At 53.6% G+C, this 18,140-nt stretch carries 16 protein-coding genes and 1 pseudogene; 4 read left to right on the forward strand and 13 right to left on the reverse strand.

Annotated elements, in window-relative coordinates; genetic code table 11:
• Positions 1-6: 6 nt before the first annotated feature.
• The 7 genes from KDM89_RS18285 to KDM89_RS18315 all read right to left on the reverse strand — a co-directional run bounded on the left by KDM89_RS18285 (position 7) and on the right by KDM89_RS18315 (position 6,723).
• Positions 7-495: a CvpA family protein gene (locus KDM89_RS18285; protein WP_212689366.1), complete on the reverse strand. Its 489-nt coding sequence runs from the start codon at positions 493-495 to the stop codon at positions 7-9.
• 13 nt (positions 496-508) lie between these two features.
• A complete protein-coding gene (locus KDM89_RS18290; protein WP_212689367.1) occupies positions 509-1,549 on the reverse strand; it encodes an SPOR domain-containing protein in 1,041 nt (346 codons plus the stop codon).
• A gap of 62 nt (positions 1,550-1,611) precedes the next feature.
• On the reverse strand, positions 1,612-2,886 hold the full coding sequence (gene folC / locus KDM89_RS18295) for a bifunctional tetrahydrofolate synthase/dihydrofolate synthase (RefSeq protein ID WP_212689368.1): 1,275 nt from the start codon (positions 2,884-2,886) through the stop codon (positions 1,612-1,614).
• A 71-nt stretch (positions 2,887-2,957) separates the two neighbouring features.
• Positions 2,958-3,830, reverse strand: coding sequence for an acetyl-CoA carboxylase, carboxyltransferase subunit beta (gene accD / locus KDM89_RS18300; RefSeq protein ID WP_189355040.1), 873 nt, complete (start codon positions 3,828-3,830; stop codon positions 2,958-2,960).
• Positions 3,831-3,877: 47 nt separating this feature from the next.
• Positions 3,878-4,675, reverse strand: coding sequence for a tryptophan synthase subunit alpha (gene trpA, locus KDM89_RS18305; RefSeq protein WP_189355039.1), 798 nt, complete (start codon positions 4,673-4,675; stop codon positions 3,878-3,880).
• A gap of 66 nt (positions 4,676-4,741) precedes the next feature.
• Positions 4,742-6,013: a tryptophan synthase subunit beta gene (trpB, locus tag KDM89_RS18310; protein WP_212689369.1), complete on the reverse strand. Its 1,272-nt coding sequence runs from the start codon at positions 6,011-6,013 to the stop codon at positions 4,742-4,744.
• 41 nt (positions 6,014-6,054) lie between these two features.
• A complete protein-coding gene (locus KDM89_RS18315; protein ID WP_212689370.1) occupies positions 6,055-6,723 on the reverse strand; it encodes a phosphoribosylanthranilate isomerase in 669 nt (222 codons plus the stop codon).
• 140 nt (positions 6,724-6,863) lie between these two features.
• On the opposite strand from KDM89_RS18315, the gene KDM89_RS18320 reads away from it, so the two are divergent.
• On the forward strand, positions 6,864-7,664 hold the full coding sequence (locus KDM89_RS18320; protein ID WP_212689371.1) for a WecB/TagA/CpsF family glycosyltransferase: 801 nt from the start codon (positions 6,864-6,866) through the stop codon (positions 7,662-7,664).
• A 135-nt stretch (positions 7,665-7,799) separates the two neighbouring features.
• On the opposite strand, the gene aceA is transcribed toward KDM89_RS18320, so the two are convergent.
• From aceA to ispD, 4 genes are all read right to left on the reverse strand, one after another.
• On the reverse strand, positions 7,800-9,098 hold the full coding sequence (aceA, locus tag KDM89_RS18325; protein ID WP_189355731.1) for an isocitrate lyase: 1,299 nt from the start codon (positions 9,096-9,098) through the stop codon (positions 7,800-7,802).
• 840 nt (positions 9,099-9,938) lie between these two features.
• Positions 9,939-10,211, reverse strand: a complete 273-nt coding sequence (locus tag KDM89_RS18330) for a DUF4404 family protein (RefSeq protein WP_212689372.1) — start codon at positions 10,209-10,211, stop codon at positions 9,939-9,941.
• Between the two features lie 59 nt (positions 10,212-10,270).
• A complete protein-coding gene (gene ispF / locus KDM89_RS18335) occupies positions 10,271-10,765 on the reverse strand; it encodes a 2-C-methyl-D-erythritol 2,4-cyclodiphosphate synthase (protein ID WP_212689373.1) in 495 nt (164 codons plus the stop codon).
• Positions 10,758-11,492 carry a 2-C-methyl-D-erythritol 4-phosphate cytidylyltransferase gene (gene ispD / locus KDM89_RS18340; RefSeq protein WP_438947530.1) on the reverse strand — a complete coding sequence of 245 codons (735 nt, stop codon included), beginning with the start codon at positions 11,490-11,492 and terminating at the stop codon, positions 10,758-10,760. The genes ispF and ispD overlap by 8 nt, the downstream gene beginning before the upstream one ends.
• Before the next feature lie 174 nt (positions 11,493-11,666).
• Here ispD and mfd point away from each other — a divergent pair, with 174 nt between their 5' ends.
• Together mfd and serB are read left to right on the forward strand one after the other, a co-directional pair.
• Complete coding sequence (gene mfd / locus KDM89_RS18345) at positions 11,667-15,101, forward strand: transcription-repair coupling factor (RefSeq protein WP_212689374.1); 3,435 nt, start codon at positions 11,667-11,669, stop codon at positions 15,099-15,101.
• A 1-nt stretch (position 15,102) separates the two neighbouring features.
• Positions 15,103-15,966 (forward strand): phosphoserine phosphatase SerB, encoded by an 864-nt coding sequence (gene serB, locus KDM89_RS18350; protein ID WP_212689375.1) that lies wholly within the window; start codon positions 15,103-15,105, stop codon positions 15,964-15,966.
• 492 nt (positions 15,967-16,458) lie between these two features.
• Here serB and KDM89_RS18355 read toward each other — a convergent pair whose 3' ends face one another.
• Complete coding sequence (locus KDM89_RS18355; RefSeq protein WP_212689376.1) at positions 16,459-16,812, reverse strand: MerR family transcriptional regulator; 354 nt, start codon at positions 16,810-16,812, stop codon at positions 16,459-16,461.
• 80 nt (positions 16,813-16,892) lie between these two features.
• On the opposite strand from KDM89_RS18355, the gene KDM89_RS18360 reads away from it, so the two are divergent.
• Complete coding sequence (locus KDM89_RS18360; RefSeq protein ID WP_212689377.1) at positions 16,893-17,330, forward strand: hypothetical protein; 438 nt, start codon at positions 16,893-16,895, stop codon at positions 17,328-17,330.
• Between the two features lie 154 nt (positions 17,331-17,484).
• On the opposite strand, the pseudogene KDM89_RS18365 reads toward KDM89_RS18360, so the two are convergent.
• Positions 17,485-18,003, reverse strand: a pseudogene (locus KDM89_RS18365) (RNA 2'-phosphotransferase); the annotation flags it as partial.
• Positions 18,004-18,140: the final 137 nt, after the last annotated feature.

Consider the following 18,140-nt stretch of genomic DNA (forward strand, 5'->3'; position numbering starts at 1 on the left):
AACAAATCAAAACTGTACATGGCTGGAAATCGACGGCGGCAGCCACGGCATCACCGTCTGCGCTGCGGTTTCAGCTAAAGGACTGAACATCGCGTTTTTCCAGAACGCTTGCTGCGGAAGCGAAGTCATGCCGCACACCATGACGGCGGCAATCACAAATAAACAACCACGGGCAAATCCGAATAAGCCGCCCAGACCGCGATCTGCCAGTGATAAACCACTGGCCTTGATGACCGCATCGACGGCAAGAGACACCAGCGCCATTAACAAGCGCACGGCAATGAATAAGGCGACAAAGGCAACAATGAGGCGGACGATTTGTCCGGGAACGACCGAAGGGAGCAGCTGGGCCAGCGCATCGCTGTAGGCATTCGCGACGACGAAGGCGATTACCCAGCTGGTAAGCGAAAGGATTTCTTTGACCAGTCCGCGCATCAGGCTGATGATAACGGAACACACCATAATCAGAATCACGATGTAATCAAAGAGCGTCACAGCAATCCCCGCGTCAGTTAGGTATCACAGTGGCATTCAGACCGAGGCCGGACAATTTTGCCTTCACCCTGTCTGCTTCTTCCTGCGAGGAAAACGGTCCTACCCTCACACGGATTTTGTCGCCCTGACTGGTCGACACTTTCTGCGTATACGATGAAACACCGGCGCTGCGCAGTTTTGCCTGCAATTCGTCTACTTTTTCCTGACTGGCAAGTGCTGCAACCTGCATCGTTACTTTACTGGCTGCCGGTTTGGCTGGCGCAGATTTTCCTTCCAGAATTGCCATTGCGCGTGCTGTTTCATCATCACTGGCACGCTTTTGCGCAGATTTTGATTCATCCTTTTTTTCAGGATGATCCGGCTTACGTTCGGCTTTAGCCGGTTCAGCTTTGGCGGTTTTGACTTCCTGCTTTACTTCCGGCTTGGGTTCCGGTTTTACTTCGGGCTTACGTTCCGGCTTGGGTTCTGTGCGGGTTTCCTGCTTAGGCTCTGGCTTACGCTCAGGTTTTGGCTCAGCCTTCGCCACCGGCTCCGGTGTTCTGGGTTTATCAATCACAACAGGTTTTACATCGTTCTGCGCGACCAGCGTACTGGTTGCAGGTTTGTTGTCAGCTGGTGTTGCGGCTTTTTTTTCTGCTGATCTGACAGGTGGCGCCGGTTCGATAATTTCTTCCGGCTCGTCAGTTTCCGGCAAAGGACGCGATTTTGATGGTGCTACCGGCTCTGCGACCAGTTCCGGTGCCTTGTCTTTGGATGGAATGCGGATTTGCACATCATCCGCAACCGGCTTCGGTTCGGTATCCAGCACCATGGGCAACACAACGGCTGCTGCGAGCGCCAGTGCTGCCGCACCGATCAGCCGCCGGCGCGCCCGTTTTTTTTCGGGTAGCAGCGGATCATCTGTGTTTCTGCTGCGACGTGCGGGCTGTTCCCGGTCTTTTTTCCCGCGCTGCCGTGTATCGAGACTGTCGAGTTCTGCACGCGAGCGGAATTCTCTGTCATCTGATCGTTCAGACGCATTATCTTTATTTTTTAATCGCGAGAACAAACCCATTTGCTGAATTATCCGAATAAAAACTGCGAACAAAGCCGGTTGGCCGAATACCCTGCAGATGCTTAACGAGCGCGACGCGCACGCATCGCACCTGCAACTGTCAGGAACGAGCCAAATACTACTATTCTATCATTTTCACCCGCTTTACTCACCGCTGAACGGTAAGCTTCTTCAGGCGAAGTAAAGCAGGACACGGTTTTTTCTGCTTCGTTCAGCGCGCCGCTGGCACGCAGTTTTTCTTCCAGCTGTTGCGCCGTCGCAGCGCGCGGCAATGGCAGATCAGTCACCAGCCAGTGATCAACTTTCGCACCCATGTGCGCCAGCACGCCGTCAATATCCTTATCCAGCATGGAACCAAACACGGCATAGGTGTAAGGATGAAAACCCATGTTATCCAGATTTTGTGCCAGCGCAGCAGCAGCATGCGGATTATGGGCGACATCCAGAATAATCGACGGACGACCCGGCAATACCTGGAAGCGGCCCGGCAATTCCACCATGACCAGACCGGAACGCACTTCCTGTGCGCCGACCGGCAAACGGTCTTTCAGTGCTTCCAGCGCGGCCAGCACTGCACTTGCATTCAGCAACTGATTCGCACCACGCAGACTCGGATAACCCAGCGAATTGCGGCGTTGATTGCGGCCACCGTAATTCCACTGTTGTTTATCGCCGTTGTAATTGAAGTCACGCCCGAACAGCCACAAATCCGCACCGGTTTTTTCTGCATGATCAATCAGCGATTGTGGCGGCGCAGGATCGCTGCATACGGCCACTTTGCCCGGACGGAAAATGCCGGCTTTTTCAAAACCGATCAGTTCGCGGGTGTCACCCAGATAATCAACGTGATCAATATCGATGCTGGTCACAATCGACACATCCGCATCCACCACATTCACTGCATCCAGACGTCCGCCCAGACCAACTTCCAGAATCACCACATCCAGTTGTGCATCTGCCAGCAAACGGCAAATCGCTAAGGTAGTAAATTCGAAATACGTCAGCGAGGTGTCCGCACGCGCGGTTTCCACTTTTTCAAAGGCATCCACCAGTTGCGCATCGCTGCAGTTTTCACCATTGATACGTGCACGTTCGTTGAAGTCGAGGAAATGCGGTTTGCTGTACAAACCAACACGATAACCGGCCTGCAACAAAATCGATTCCAGCATGGCGCAGGTCGATCCTTTGCCATTGGTGCCGCCGACCATAATGACCGGGCAATCGTATTGCAAACCCATACGGTCGCGCACTGCGCTGACGCGCGCGAGACCCATATCAATTTCTTTCGGATGACGCTGTTCCAGCAGAGACAGCCATTCTTGTAGTGTACGCGACATAATCTTTACTTACGGATACGAAAAAAGCCCATGCAGAAACTGCACGGGCTTTCGGAATGATACGCAAAAAATCAGGCAACCGCTTCGGCAGGCTGATTTTGCAGCAGCGCCAGCAAACGTGCCAGCTCTTCACGCATTTTGCGACGGTCTACGATCATATCGATCGCACCTTTTTGCAACAGGAATTCAGAACGCTGGAAGCCTTCAGGCAATTTCTCGCGAACAGTGTTTTCAATCACGCGCGGACCGGCAAAACCGATCAGTGCTTTCGGCTCACCGATGACCACATCACCCATGAAAGCGAACGATGCGGAAACACCACCCATGGTCGGGTCAGTCAGCACAGAAATAAACGGCAGTTTTTGTTCAGCCAGTTTTGTCAGCATGGAAGTGGTTTTTGCCATTTGCATCAGCGACAACAAACCTTCCTGCATACGTGCGCCACCGGTTGCGGTGAAGCAGATAAACGGCACTTTTTGCTCCAGCGCGGTTTGTGCGCCGCGTACAAAACGTTCACCAACAACAGAACCCATGGAACCGCCCATGAATTCAAACTCGAAGCAAGCCACAACGACCGGCACCGACATAATCGAGCCACCCATCACGATCAGCGCATCGGTTTCACCGGTGGTTTCCAGCGCGTCTTTCAGACGATCCGGATATTTTTTGCTGTCTTTAAATTTCAGGGAATCGACCGGCAGCACTTCCTGGCCGATTTCGTAACGGCCGCCTGCATCCAGCAACGCATCCATACGCTCACGCGCACGGATACGCATATGGTGGCTGCATTTCGGGCAAACATGAATATTCGCTTCCAGATCGGAACGGTACAGTACGGATTCGCAGGACGGGCATTTGACCCACAGACCTTCAGGAATCGATTTACGCGCACCGGATTCAGAACGCTGAATGCGTGGTGGTAACAGTTTTTCTAACCAGCTCATGTTTTCTCCTTTATGCAGCATATTGCTGCCGGGGTGTTTCGCAGTGGTCAGGCGTCGAGTGCCTGCCGTATCCCCGAAACAAATGATTTTACCGCAGCTGCCGCGCCTTCGGGACCTGCTTCTTCCATCAGCTGGATGATACGGGAACCGATCACCACACCATCTGACACAGAAGCAATCGCTTTGGCTGTTTCCGCATCACGGATACCAAAGCCGACACCAACCGGCACACTGACATGTTCACGGATACGCGGCATCATGTCTGCCACCGCACTCAGATCCAGATGACCCGAACCGGTAACGCCTTTCAGAGAGACATAATAGACGTAACCGGATGCAAGTTGTCCTACTTGCGCAATTCTTTCCGCAGTGGAAGTCGGCGCCAGCAGGAAAATTGCATCCATCTCAGCTGCACGCAGGGCAGCAGCAAATTCACTGCTTTCTTCCGGCGGATAATCAACGATGAGCACACCGTCAACACCGGCTTCAGACGCAGCAGAAATAAACGTTTCCACACCCATACGTTCTACCGGATTGGCGTAGCCCATCAGTACCACGGGGGTGTTTCGATTGTTTACTCTAAATTCGCGGACGCATTGTAATACATCCCGCAGCCCAACTCCAAATTTCAGCGCGCGCTCTGACGCACGCTGAATCACCGGGCCGTCTGCCATAGGATCAGAGAAAGGAACGCCAAGCTCGATAATATCGGCACCGCTTTCGACCAGCGTATGCATTAATGGCACTGTCAGTTGCGGAGACGGATCACCGGCAGTAATAAACGGGATCAGGGCTTTTTTACCCTGCGCTTGCAAATCGGATAAAGTTTTTTGAATTCTTGACATGATATTTTCCGGAAAGAGTCATGAACAACCACCCGTGATGCATCTGCATACGGGCGGCTGACGGCATCAGAAGCGCAGACCTGCGCGTTCCGCTACGGTATGCATATCCTTATCGCCGCGTCCGGACAAATTAATCAGGATAATTTTATCTTTCGGCAAGGTTGCCGCGAGTTTCACACCGTAAGCCAGTGCATGACTGGATTCCAGCGCCGGAATAATGCCTTCAATGCGACAGCAATCATGGAAAGCCTTCAGTGCTTCTTCATCGGTGATCGTCACATACTCTGCGCGACCAGTGTCTTTTAACCATGCATGCTCAGGACCGACGCCCGGATAATCCAGACCGGCAGATACCGAATGGGTTTCAATCACCTGCCCGTTTTCATCCTGCAACAGATAAGTACGGTTACCGTGCAGCACGCCCGGCGAACCCAGCGTCAGCGAAGCAGAATGGCGACCGGTTTCAACGCCGTCACCACCAGCCTCAACACCGATCAGGCGGGTTTGTTTTTCATCGATATACGGATAAAAAATCCCCATCGCATTTGAGCCACCACCCACGCAGGCAACCACCGCATCCGGCTGACGTCCGGTCAGCTCAGGCATTTGCCACAGGCATTCCTCACCGATCACGCTCTGGAAATCGCGCACCATCATCGGGTAAGGATGCGGACCCGCTACCGTGCCGATAATGTAAAAGGTGTTTTCAACATTCGTAACCCAGTCGCGCATCGCTTCGTTCAGCGCATCTTTCAGGGTTTTGGAACCGGATTCCACCGGCACCACGGTAGCGCCCAGCAATTTCATGCGGTACACGTTCTGCGCCTGACGCTTCACGTCTTCCGAACCCATATAGACCACGCATTCCAGACCAAAACGCGCGCAGATGGTGGCGGTTGCCACGCCATGCTGACCCGCGCCGGTTTCTGCAATCACACGCGGTTTGCCCATGCGCTTCGCCAGCAAGGCCTGACCAATCACATTATTGATTTTGTGTGCGCCAGTGTGGTTCAGATCTTCGCGTTTGAGAAAAATCTGGGCGCCACCGGCAATTTCAGACCAGCGCTGTGCGTGATACACAGGTGACGGGCGACCGACGAAGTATTTCAGTTCGCGGCGGAATTCTTCCAGAAATGCCGGATCATGCTGATAACGCGCGTAGGCTTTTTTCAGCTCCGATATCGCATGCGATAAGGTTTCTGACACAAAGGTGCCGCCGTAAGGACCGAAATGGCCGCGTGAATCGGGAAACTGGTAGGTTGCAGCCTGAAACATGGCTGCCGGTGCATTGACTGAGGATGCAGCAAATGCTGCACCTTCTGGGGTGATTTCTTTCATGATAGTCCTGTCTGTCGTATGCGCTGACAGAGGCATACGCCTCATGCAGTCGCAGTCTGATCGGCAATCCGCACCTGTTCGATAAAGGCGCGGACTTTCTGTTCGTCTTTCATTCCTTTGCTGCGCTCAACACCACTGCTGATGTCGACCGCAAACGGACGCAGTTGCTCAACAGCACCAGCGACATTTTGAACGCTCAAGCCACCACTCAAAACGACCCGAGGCGCGAGCTCTTTTGGAACGAGAGACCAATCGAATACCTTTCCACTGCCACCGTACCCTTCTACATGGGTATCCAGCAACAGACCATGACATAAACGGCTTTCCGAGCGAAAAGCCGAGTCTGATTGTAGCAAATCCTCCGGCCTTGTGTCAGGCCTGACGCGAAAAGCTTTCACAAACGGCAAGCCAGCTGCAGCAGCCAGCGCAGCGCACCGGGCCGGTGTTTCATCCCCATGAAACTGCAGTAACTGCAATGGCACCTGACGCACGACTTCCATCAATTCCTGTTCCGTCGGATTGACGAATAAACCGGTGACCGTCACATACGGCGGCATATCCTGCAGCAAATCTGCTGCCTGTTGCGCTGTCACAAAACGCGGGCTGGGCGGATAAAACACCAGTCCGATCGCATCGGCACCGGCCGCAATCACCATGTTCAGATTTTGTTTTTCAGTCAGTCCGCAAATTTTGATACGTGTGCGTTTCACTTCATTTCCTTTGAATTGTCAGGCATTTATCTCAGCATCATGCCATTGTTCAGCACGAAAAATAGCCTGTTCCCCGCTGATAAAGCGCAGAAAAGCACGCAGTTCTGAGATAATCGGGCAAACTTTCTTTGCAAACGATTATGAATCAGCCAGCCGTGCATTCACAGACTATCGATTTATTCGAATTATCCATCCGTACCGAGAATTTTGCGCAAGCGCACCGCAGTTTGCTGGACGCTGCAAAACAAGGCAGCGGGCGGCCGAAAGTTGTGGTGACACCGAACGTTGATCATATTGTGCGGCTGGATGCGCAGGTAGAATTCAAGCAACTGTACAAAACGGCTGATTATATTTTTGCTGACGGCATGCCGGTGGTCTGGGCCAGCCGTATGAGCAGCGCCCGTTTGCCGGAACGCGTAACCGGCGCGGATTTATTTGTCAGCCTGTGCCGCAGCGCGGTCACTGAAAAACTGCGTGTATTTGTGCTGGGCGGTATGCCGGGTCAGGAAGAAGAATTAAAAGCTGACTTTGCACGGATTTATCCCGGCCTGCAAATCAGTCTGCTCTGCCCTTCGATGCAATTTACTACCGATGGCGACGAAGCCAATGCCGCCATCCGTCAGATCATCGACTTACAGCCGCATTTCGTGTTCGTTTGCCTCGGCATGCCGAAACAGGAATATTTTGCGTTCCGCTTACGCAAGGAATTGCCTGCCGGTCTGCATGCACCGGTTGTGATGTGCGTTGGCGCTGCTATGGAATTTGCGCTGAATAAGAAAAAACGCGCACCGTTGTGGATGCAGAGAATTGGCTTTGAATGGCTGTGGCGCTTACTGTCAGAGCCACGCCGTCTGTGGCAGCGTTACACGGTACAAGGCAGTAAATACGGCGGCATTTTATTGCGTGAGCGTAAGCGCCAGCAGGCTTTGCGTCAGCAATAAGCAGAACTCATTTCGTAAATATGTTTATTGATAAAGATAATCGTCAGTAACCATATTCGCCGCTGATCATCAGCAACAAAAAAAACGGTGCCGCAGCACCGTTTTTTCTTTTTCACTGTCGCTCAGAGGGAGAGATTAAGCGACTTTTTTGCTATCGAAGAATTGTTCATCTTCGGTAGAACCGTGCAGCGCGGTCGTGGAAGACTGACCTTGCTGAATTGTCTGGGTTACTGCATCGAAGTAGCCTGTACCAACTTCACGCTGATGTTTAACCGCGGTAAAGCCTTTTTCCGCCGCTGCGAATTCGTTTTCCTGCAATTCAACGAAGGCAGACATCTGACGGCGTGCATAGCCGTGTGCCAGATTGAACATCGAGTAGTTCAGGGAGTGGAAGCCAGCCAGTGTGATGAACTGGAATTTGTAACCCATGGCGCCGAGTTCTTTCTGGAATTTTGCAATCGTTGCATCATCCAGATTTTTCTTCCAGTTAAACGATGGCGAGCAGTTGTACGCCAGCAGTTTGCCCGGGAATTTCGCATGGATCGCTTCTGCGAATTTACGTGCAAATTCCAGATCCGGTTTGCCGGTTTCACACCAGATCATGTCTGCATATTCAGCGTAAGCCAGACCACGGGAAATTGCCTGTTCCAGACCTGGTTTAGTACGGTAGAAGCCTTCGAATGTACGTTCACCGGTGCAGAAAGGACGGTCGTTTTCATCGACATCGGAAGTCAGCAAATCAGCGGCTTCTGCATCGGTACGTGCCAGAATCACGGTTGGCACACCCATGATGTCCGCTGCCAGACGCGCTGCATTCAGTTTTTCTACAGCTTCACGGGTAGGAACCAGTACTTTGCCGCCCATGTGGCCGCATTTTTTGACGGACGCCAGCTGATCTTCAAAGTGAACGCCGGAAGCGCCTGCTTCGATCATGGCTTTCATCAGTTCAAACGCATTCAGCACGCCACCGAAACCGGCTTCTGCATCTGCAACGATAGGTGCGAAGAAATCGATATCGTCTTTACCTTCAGACCATTGAATCTGATCAGCGCGGGTCAGTGTGTTGTTGATACGTTTAACCACTTGCGGTACTGAGTTTGCCGGATACAGAGACTGATCAGGATACATTTCACCCGCCAGATTCGCGTCACCCGCAACCTGCCAGCCGGACAGGTAAATCGCTTTCAGACCTGCTTTCACTTGCTGCATTGCCTGATTACCGGTCAGCGCGCCCAGTGCATTGATGAATGGCTCGTTATTGACCAGATCCCACAATTTCAGTGCGCCGTTTTTCGCCAGTGTGTGCTCAACCTGAACCGAGCCACGCAGACGGATCACGTCTTCTGCTGTGTAGTTGCGTTTTACGCCTTTCCAGCGTGGATTGGTGTCCCAGTCTTTTTGCAATTCAGCAACTTGTTGTTCGCGTGTCGTCATCATGTTCTCCAGAGGTAAGTGATGAAATGTGTGAGAAGAAATTCGAAAAATTTGCTAACCCGTTGAAACCATCATAGGAGAATTTTTGCGCAGCAACAAGGTCTTATATAAGACATCTTTAATTTTTTTATTCGTTTAAAATCAAATACTTAAACACGTCATTCCGTGATACGAAATCACCTTTCTGTCTGTGAGATATTTTTCTTGTGCGCGGCACCGCATAATTTCACGATATGAAACCGGCGTTTCACATCGCAACATTTGCCGCAAAAAACGGACTTACGACACCCGTTTTTTACGCACCGAATATGACATGCATGTTTTCGGCTGTCGTTTTTCCGGAAAAATGTCCTGCAAAACACACCGCAAACCGCGATTACACAGTCCAGCACAAAGCTGCTGTCGCAAAGCTGCAACAAGTCTGCTGGCGGCAGATTATTGCCGGTGCAAACCCGCAATCAGGCTTGCCAGAAACGGCCTGCATTTGATCTGTTTTGAAGGCAGCACCGCGACTCGCGGGAAATTTGCCTGAAATCCGGCCGAAAATGCCTCAAATGCGGATTTCAGCATGGCGATCTGGCGGTCGTCGGCAGAAAGTCCGGGGCTCCGGAAATCACAAATGACGATATTTGCACAACCATGCCCTTACTGACGGGAGCAATCCGCGCGATATTGCCCGCAATTGTTGTCTGTTTACCGGAATTCCCTCCCGACGGTACCTGCGATACCCGTAATACCTGCCACAGCGCGGCCAATAAAAAACCACCGGCAGCTTTCACTGACGGTGGTTTGTATACTTCGCGGCTTACAAATACTGGCTGCTAATGTTGCCTGTAGTATTTAAATACCGATTTTGCCCAGCATCGTACCGATTTCACGCAAGGCCGCATCCAGTGTCGGATGTTGCGCAGAGAAACGGGCGGATGCGGCAACCAGACGTTCACGCAGGGTTGCGTAGACCGGATCATCCTGCTGTTTTTCCGCATCCAGTACATCCTCGATATCCTCATGCAACTCTTCCAGCATGGAGCGGGCTTCATCGTCGAGGAAACGGGTCTGGTCGAGTTCGTTTTGCAACTGACCGAGTAATTGTTTTAATTGTTCACGTGGCATAGCGATCTCCTTAATATGTACAACAGGCCGGACTGTATATCGGGTTGAATACGCCGGTATCAATTGGCCAGAATCAGAACCACGGCTTCAGCAGCAATGCCTTCTTCGCGTCCCAGATAACCGAGTTTCTCATTGGTCTTGGCTTTGATATTGACCTGACTCAGATCAACCTGCAAGTCCACCGCAATATTTTCCACCATGCCCGGAATATGAGGTGCCAGCTTGGGTTTTTGCGCGATCACGGTCGCATCCAGATTGCCGACGCGGTAACCGGCGGCATGCAGGCGGCGCACCGCTTCACGCAACAACACGCGCGAATCTGCGCCTTTGAATTGCGGATCGGTATCCGGAAAATGGCGGCCGATATCACCCAGCGCCGCTGCGCCGAACAAGGCATCGGTAATCGCATGCAGTAATACGTCCGCATCGGAGTGACCCAGCAAACCCAGATGATGCGGGATCTTAACGCCGCCGATAATCAGATCGCGCTCAGCGACCAGTGCGTGACAGTCATAACCCTGACCAATGCGGAAAGGTAAAACCGGTTTATTCATCAGCAGAAACTCCTAAATACAAGGCCGCCAGCGCCAGATCTCCGGGCCGCGTCACTTTCAGATTGCAGGGATGGCCGGGCACACACAAAGGTGCCAGCCCCAGCGCTTCTACTGCGCTGGATTCGTCGGTCACGTCCGGACAGGCATCCAGCGCATGACACAGTAATTCATAACGGAACATTTGCGGCGTTTGCGCCAGCCACAAGCCGTCGCGCGGAATAGTTTCAACCTGCCCGCCTTCCACACGCTTAACTGTATCCACCACCGGCAGCGCCAGCAAACCACCGACAGCATGCTCTTTCAGCGCTGCGATCAGTGCATCAATCAGCGTCTGATTCAATCCGGGACGCGCAGCATCGTGTACCAGCACCCAGTCATCGCGACGTACCTGTGCGCGGATCGCTTCCAGACCATTACGCACCGAATCGGCACGGGTTTCGCCGCCGCAGCGTAATACCTGCAGGCGTGCATCCGGTTTCAGGGCTTCATCCACATAGGCATCGGCCGCACTGACGACCACTACGACCTGTGCAATGGTCGGATGCTGCAAAAATGCCTGCACCGTCCACGCCAGTATGCTTTGCTGACCGAGTTGCAGATACTGTTTCGGGCAAGCTGACTGCATGCGCGCACCAACGCCAGCCGCCGGAATCAACGCAATATAGCGCGGTGCAGGCGCAGACTGGCTTGCAGGATTTTCAGAATTTGTGAAAGACAAAAGACTCACCTTACCAACACATAAAAACGGGCGGAAGCCATGCCGCCGCCCTTGAACTATAATAGCCAACTCTCTTGCCACATTGTAACCGCGGACAGCAAACCGGCATACCCCGCGCAGCAAACTGCCCGAACCTGCCTGCTTCCGCCTGCATGTAAGAACCCAAACAGAATTTCTGCCGCGATGTCATCTTCTCCATTTTTCCCGCTCGCCAAACCCGGTCACCGTTTTGCCCTGCCTGCTTTGCATGGTTCTGCTGATGCACAAGTCCTGGCGGACTGCGCTGCGCAGTTGAAAGCCGACAAACGCATGCTGACCGTGCTGGTAGCGAACCCCGGCGACGCGCAGCGTTTGCTCGAAGAAATCCCGTGTTTTGCGCCGGAACTGCGCTGCCATTTGCTGCCGGACTGGGAAACCCTGCCCTACGATGCGTTTTCTCCGCATCAGGATCTGGTGTCTGAACGGCTGGCGACGCTGCATGAAATCCGCAGCGGACAATGCGATGTGTTGCTGGCGCCGGTAACGACGGCGCTGGTCCGCATGGCACCGCCCGGCTTTTTAGCGGCCTACACTTTTTTCTTCAAAAAAGGCGACCGGCTGGATGAAGCCAAGCTGCGCTCGCAATTGACGCTGGCTGGTTACAGCCATGTCGGGCAAGTGATGTCGCCGGGTGAATATTCGATACGCGGCGGGCTGATTGACTTATTCCCTATGGGTTCGGCGCTGCCTTACCGTCTGGATTTGTTCGATGACAGCATAGAAAGCATCAAAACTTTTGATGCCGATACGCAGCGCTCGCTGTTTCCGGTGCCGGAAATCCGCTTGCTGCCGGGACGTGAATTCCCGATGGATGACAATGCACGCGCCTATTTCCGCAGCCGCTGGCGCGAATGTTTTGAAGGCGATCCTTCACGCAGCGCAATTTACAAAGACATGGGTAATGGCATTGCCGCTGCCGGTATTGAATATTATCTGCCACTGTTTTTTGAAGAAACCGCGACGCTGTTTGACTATGTGCCTGAGCACACTTACTTTGCGCTGTCCGGCGGTGTTGATGAAGCCATGCAGCGCTTCTGGTCAGATACCCGTTCGCGCTATCAGTTTTTAAAGAGTGACCGCGAACGGCCAGTGCTCGCACCGGAACAGGTTTTTCTGCGCGATGAAGATTTTTATACCTTGCTGAAACCGTTTGCACGCTGGGTATTACCCGCCGCAGATGCGGCAACGCCAGCGAATGAAGTCAGCGCACCGGTGCCGGATGTCGGTGTGAATCGTCGTGCCGATGATCCGCTGGTGAATCTGCGCAGCTTCCTGCTGAAAAAAGGCCAGCGCGTACTGATTTGCGCAGACAGCGCAGGTCGTCGTGAAACGCTGATGCAGTATTTCAATGAATTTCAGATTCAGCCGGTCGGCGCAGATAATTTTCAGGATTTCCTGACCGGCAGCGAAGCATTGCAACTGACCGTGATGCCGCTGCATCGCGGTTATACCAATCTGCAGCAAGGCATAACGCTGATTACCGAAGCGGAACTGTACGCTGGCACACCGCGCCGCGCCGGACGCAAAAAACAGGAAGCCACCACACAGGTCGACCACATGGTGCGCGACCTGTCGGAACTCAAAATCGGCGATCCTGTGGTTCACAGCCAGCACGGCATCGGCCGCTACATGGGTCTGATCAGCATGGATCTGGGAGAAGGCGATACCGAATTCCTGCATCTGGAATACGCCAAAGAAACCAAGCTGTATGTGCCGGTTGCGCATCTGCATGTAATTTCGCGCTATTCCGGCGCTGCGCCGGACGATGCGCCACTGCACAGCCTGGGTTCAGGCCAGTGGGAAAAAGCCAAACGCAAAGCGGCGCAGCAAATCCGCGATACCGCCGCCGAATTGCTGAACCTGTATGCACGCCGCGCTGCGCGGCAAGGCCATGCGTTTGAATATTCTGCACGTGATTATGAAGCTTTCGCCGACAGTTTCGGTTTTGAAGAAACACCGGATCAGGCAGCAGCGATTCAGGCGGTGATTCAGGATATGACATCCGGTCGTCCGATGGACAGGCTGATTTGCGGCGATGTGGGCTTTGGTAAAACCGAAGTTGCACTGCGCGCTGCATTTGTCGCAGTCATGGGGGGCAAACAAGTCGCCATCCTCGCGCCAACCACGCTGCTGGCAGAACAACATGCACAGACATTTGCGGATCGCTTCGCAGACTGGCCGGTACGCATCGCCGAACTCTCGCGTTTCCGCACCGGCAAAGAAGTCACGCAAGCGATCAAAGGGCTGGCAGACGGCACGATCGATATCGTGATCGGCACGCACAAACTGCTATCCGACGATGTGAAATTCACCCGCCTCGGTCTTGTCATCATCGACGAAGAACACCGTTTCGGCGTGCGTCAGAAAGAAGCCCTCAAAAATCTGCGTGCTGAAGTCGATGTACTGACGCTGACTGCGACGCCGATTCCGCGTACGCTGGGCATGGCACTGGAAGGCTTGCGCGATTTCTCGGTTATTGCGACTGCGCCGCAAAAACGTCTGGCAATTAAAACCTTTGTACGCGGTGAGAACGATTCCGTGATCCGCGAAGCTTGTCTGCGCGAACTGAAGCGCGGCGGTCAGGTTTACTTCCTGCACAATGAAGTCGAAACCATTGCCAACCGCAAAGCCATGCTGGAAGCGCTGCTGCCGGAAGCGCGGGTGGTGATTGCACATGGTCAGATGCATGAGCGCGATCTGGAAAAAGTCATGCGTGATTTCGTCAGCCAGCGCTACAACATTCTGCTGTGTACCACGATTATCGAAACCGGTATCGACGTACCGACCGCCAACACCATCATCATGCACCGCGCCGACAAATTCGGTCTGGCGCAGTTGCATCAGTTGCGTGGCCGCGTTGGCCGTTCACACCATCAGGCTTATGCGTATCTGCTGGTGCATGATGTACAGGGCTTAACCAAGCAGGCTGAACGCCGTCTGGAAGCAATTCAGCAAATGGAAGAACTGGGCAGCGGCTTTTATCTGGCGATGCACGATCTGGAAATTCGCGGCGCCGGTGAAGTGCTCGGCGATAACCAGTCCGGCGAAATGCATGAAATCGGCTTCCAGATGTATTCCGACATGCTGAACGAAGCCGTGCGCGCCCTGAAAAACGGTAAAGAACCGGATCTGGCTGCGCCGCTGGCAACCACCACCGAAATCAATCTGCACATCCCTGCCCTGCTGCCGAATGAATATTGCGGCGACGTGCATGAACGCCTGTCTATCTACAAACGTCTGGCAAATTGCAGCAAGCCGGGGCAGCTGGATGATTTGCAGGAAGAATTAATCGACCGCTTCGGCCTGCTGCCGGAGCCGGTGAAATCCCTGTTAGAAACCCACCGCCTGCGGGTTGCCGCCAAACCGCTGGGCATTATGAAAATCGACGCACACGCTGAAGCCATCACCCTGCAGTTCGAACCGAATCCACCGGTCGATGCAATGCGGATTATCGAGCTGGTCCAAAAGAACAAGCATATCCGTCTGAATGGTCAGGACAAACTGCGCATCACCGCCAGCATGCCCGACCTCGCCAGCCGCGTGAATCAAATCAAACAAACGATGAAAGCATTGCACTGATATGAATTCCCCTCAGTTCCTGACCCTGCACAGCCCGCAAGCCCTGAACGCAGCGCAACTGGCCTGCGCAAATGCAATCGCGACGCAGGCCGGTGCCAGCCTGCAGACCTTGCATGACGCCGCCGTGCGTCTGCACACCAGCGCCAGCGACGAACAGATTGCCGCATGGCGCGCCATGGCCGAAGCGCAGCAACTGGATTTCGCCGCGCTGCCGGAACAACGCAGCCTGCAGGATTTCGGCCTGCTGGCGATGGATATGGATTCCACGCTGATCACGATTGAATGCATCGATGAAATTGCGGATATGCAAGGTTTGAAACCGCAGGTATCCGAAATCACCGAAGCCGCGATGCGCGGTGAACTGGATTTTCAGGAAAGCCTGAAACGCCGCGTCGCCTTGCTGAAAGGCTTAGATGCCAGCGCCCTGCAACGTGTGTATGAAGAGCGCCTGCAACTCTCACCCGGCGCAGAACGCCTGATCGCCGCCGCGCAAGCCGCCGGTCTGCGCACGCTGCTGGTGTCCGGCGGTTTCACCTTCTTTACCGAGCGCGTCAAAGAGCGTTTAAACCTGAGTTTCCATCATTCGAATGTGCTGGAAATTGAAGACGGCAAACTGACAGGCCGCGTCACCGGCGTGATTGTGGATGCAGAAGAGAAACGCCGTACCGTCGAATCCGTCTGCCAGCAACTGAACATCCCGACCAGCGCCGCCATCGTGATGGGCGACGGTGCCAACGACTTAAAAATGATGCACATCGCCGGCCTCTCCGTCGCCTTCCGCGCCAAACCCGTGGTACGCCAGCAAGCCAGCATCGCCCTGAATGTCTGCGGTCTGGATGGCGTACTGAACGTACTGCAAAGCTGAGCGGTGATTACAGGCGTTTGCAGGTTGAATGGCTAATGCTGTTCAGTTAAGGAACAAAAAGGCCACTTTGGATGACTCCGAAGTGGCCTTTTTATAGCGGCAGCCAAAATTGCACACACCTAAAATGAGCAATATCACGCTTAACTGAACTGCATTACGGCTGAGTGGCCGCTTTTTTATTGCAGAAAAGTTCCGCCGCCGTTTCAGAGTGCGCCGGTTGCCTTATTTGTCCTGAACAGGCTGTAAGTGACATGAAACAGGTTAAATCCCCCCAAAACACCCGAAATGCGGTGTTCTGCACAAGAAATCAGGCATTTTTCCCCTACGTCCGCGAAAACAGTGGCGCTCCGGGGTGGTGCAAAAAGTGCCAAATGGCGATGTCTGCACAAGACTTGCTCTGCGCTTGTTCTGTTTCGCCAATGCTGTGCCAGCCGCGGCGCTGCGATCTTGCTGCGATACCCCGCAAACAGGCGGCGGCACTCAGTGATTTTTTCAGCAATTTCTGAGCGGACAATCCTGCATCAGTTGTTCACTCAGTTGCTGTTTTAATTCCGCCAGCTGATTAATGCGGACGTCAATCTCACTGAGTTTTTGTTGCAGGATTTCGCGCATCTTGCTTTCCGGATGCACGCTTTGCCAGACTTCCGGCAGCCGCTGACCGATTTCCTGCAAACTGAATCCCAGCCCCTGCGCACGGCGTATATAAGTCACCAGCAACACGACTGCACTGTCGTAATCACGATAGCCATTGCTGCTGCGCCGCGCCTGCAATAAGCCCAGACTTTCATAAAAGCGCAGGGTTTCGCGACTGACGCCGGTCTGTTGCGCTAATTCACCAATTCGCATTTTTGCTCCGGATAAGGCTTGACCATGCAGTGTACTTCAGGGTTTACGCTGCCAGTTCTTCGACAATGAAAGGGATCGACATGATCAGTGAAACACGTTATCACGGCATTGTAAAAGCCAGCGCCTGGTTTGACTTACTGGTGACCTTGCCATTCATCACCCCGTGGACGATGGACATTCTGTACAGCATCCTCCGGCATCAGCACCATTACTGGCAATTTGCCGGACAAATGCATGATCTGAATACGGCGAACTATTTGTTTGCCAACCTGATGGGCAGCGTCATATTTGTATGGTCACTACTGCGCATCCTGCGAACCGACATAGTAACGGGACGGCTGGATGCAGTCGCCCGCTACCTTTTCTGCCTGTGGCAACTCTACGCCTGGCAACACGGTTTCTCCAGCCTGATTCTGATTTTCACTTTCTTTGAACTCAGTTTTGGCATAGCGCAGAGCTTGCCGGTACGGCGCAACGCTTCATCGTCAGAGCCAGTGCTGCGCCCTGCCAGCGCGTAACAGCGACACTGACCGCGACAGCAGGCTGAAATCAGCCAAAATGCGGCGTTCTGCACAAGAAAACAGGCATTTTTCCCAGACGTCCGCGAAAACAGTGGGCGTCCGGGGTGGTGTTTTTCTGAGCAAATGCGGATTCAGGCACAATTACAATCGATTAATCCATCAGCCTCAGGCAGGCAGCGGGGACGGAATCTGTCAGCCAGACGTCGTTTTCGCTGCAATAGAACAGGTGTCCGGCTGCCTGCATGGCCGGGCAATCTATCGTCAGCACCACTGGCTTTCCGTGGCGGCTGCCGACGGCAATGGCGGTATCGAGGCTGGCTGACAAATGCACGTGCTGGCGGCTTTGCTTTTGCAAGCCGTTTTGCAGAACGCTGTCCAGAAAGCGGCTGGCCGTGCCGTGATACAACGTGGCTGGCGGTGTTGCCGCTTGCAGGCCAAGCGAAACCCCGATGCTGTGTCCCTGACTGGCGCGGATACGCTGACCGCAATCACTGATGGCAAAACGCTTTTTCTCATTCGTAGCAACGATTTCCATCAGTGTTTCTTTGCTGAGCGGCGCGTGGTGTTGCGCCACGCCTTGCAGCAAGTCGTCGATATCACACCAGCCCTGTGCATCCAACTGTATTCCCGCTGCTTCCGGCTGATGGCGTAACACCAGACTTAAAAATTTACTGCTGTTGACTAGAACTCATTTCATCAATAGCCACGAGTGCGAACGCGAGGTGCCGGGATGCAGTGCGCGGCGTCGTTGCGCAGCACAGGCTGGTGCCTGTGCAAGCGACGCAACAAAGCAATGCGCCCGGCACC

The organism is Cognatundibacterium luofuense (assembly GCF_018139685.1).
GTDB classification, from domain to species: Bacteria; Pseudomonadota; Gammaproteobacteria; order Burkholderiales; family Burkholderiaceae_D; genus Undibacterium; species Undibacterium luofuense.

Bases quoted from the DNA above. Each gene is read 5' to 3' on its own strand.
- trpB (WP_212689369.1), bottom strand. From the start codon at position 6,013: ATGAAAGAAATCACCCCAGAAGGTGCAGCATTTGCTGCATCCTCAGTC.
- folC (WP_212689368.1), bottom strand. From the start codon at position 2,886: ATGTCGCGTACACTACAAGAATGGCTGTCTCTGCTGGAACAGCGTCAT.
- ispF (WP_212689373.1), bottom strand. From the start codon at position 10,765: ATGAATAAACCGGTTTTACCTTTCCGCATTGGTCAGGGTTATGACTGT.
- KDM89_RS18355 (WP_212689376.1), bottom strand. From the start codon at position 16,812: ATGCGAATTGGTGAATTAGCGCAACAGACCGGCGTCAGTCGCGAAACC.
- mfd (WP_212689374.1), top strand. From the start codon at position 11,667: ATGTCATCTTCTCCATTTTTCCCGCTCGCCAAACCCGGTCACCGTTTT.
- KDM89_RS18360 (WP_212689377.1), top strand. From the start codon at position 16,893: ATGATCAGTGAAACACGTTATCACGGCATTGTAAAAGCCAGCGCCTGG.
- KDM89_RS18330 (WP_212689372.1), bottom strand. From the start codon at position 10,211: ATGCCACGTGAACAATTAAAACAATTACTCGGTCAGTTGCAAAACGAA.
- accD (WP_189355040.1), bottom strand. From the start codon at position 3,830: ATGAGCTGGTTAGAAAAACTGTTACCACCACGCATTCAGCGTTCTGAA.
- trpA (WP_189355039.1), bottom strand. From the start codon at position 4,675: ATGTCAAGAATTCAAAAAACTTTATCCGATTTGCAAGCGCAGGGTAAA.
- KDM89_RS18320 (WP_212689371.1), top strand. From the start codon at position 6,864: ATGAATCAGCCAGCCGTGCATTCACAGACTATCGATTTATTCGAATTA.
- aceA (WP_189355731.1), bottom strand. From the start codon at position 9,098: ATGACGACACGCGAACAACAAGTTGCTGAATTGCAAAAAGACTGGGAC.
- serB (WP_212689375.1), top strand. From the start codon at position 15,103: ATGAATTCCCCTCAGTTCCTGACCCTGCACAGCCCGCAAGCCCTGAAC.
- KDM89_RS18290 (WP_212689367.1), bottom strand. From the start codon at position 1,549: ATGGGTTTGTTCTCGCGATTAAAAAATAAAGATAATGCGTCTGAACGA.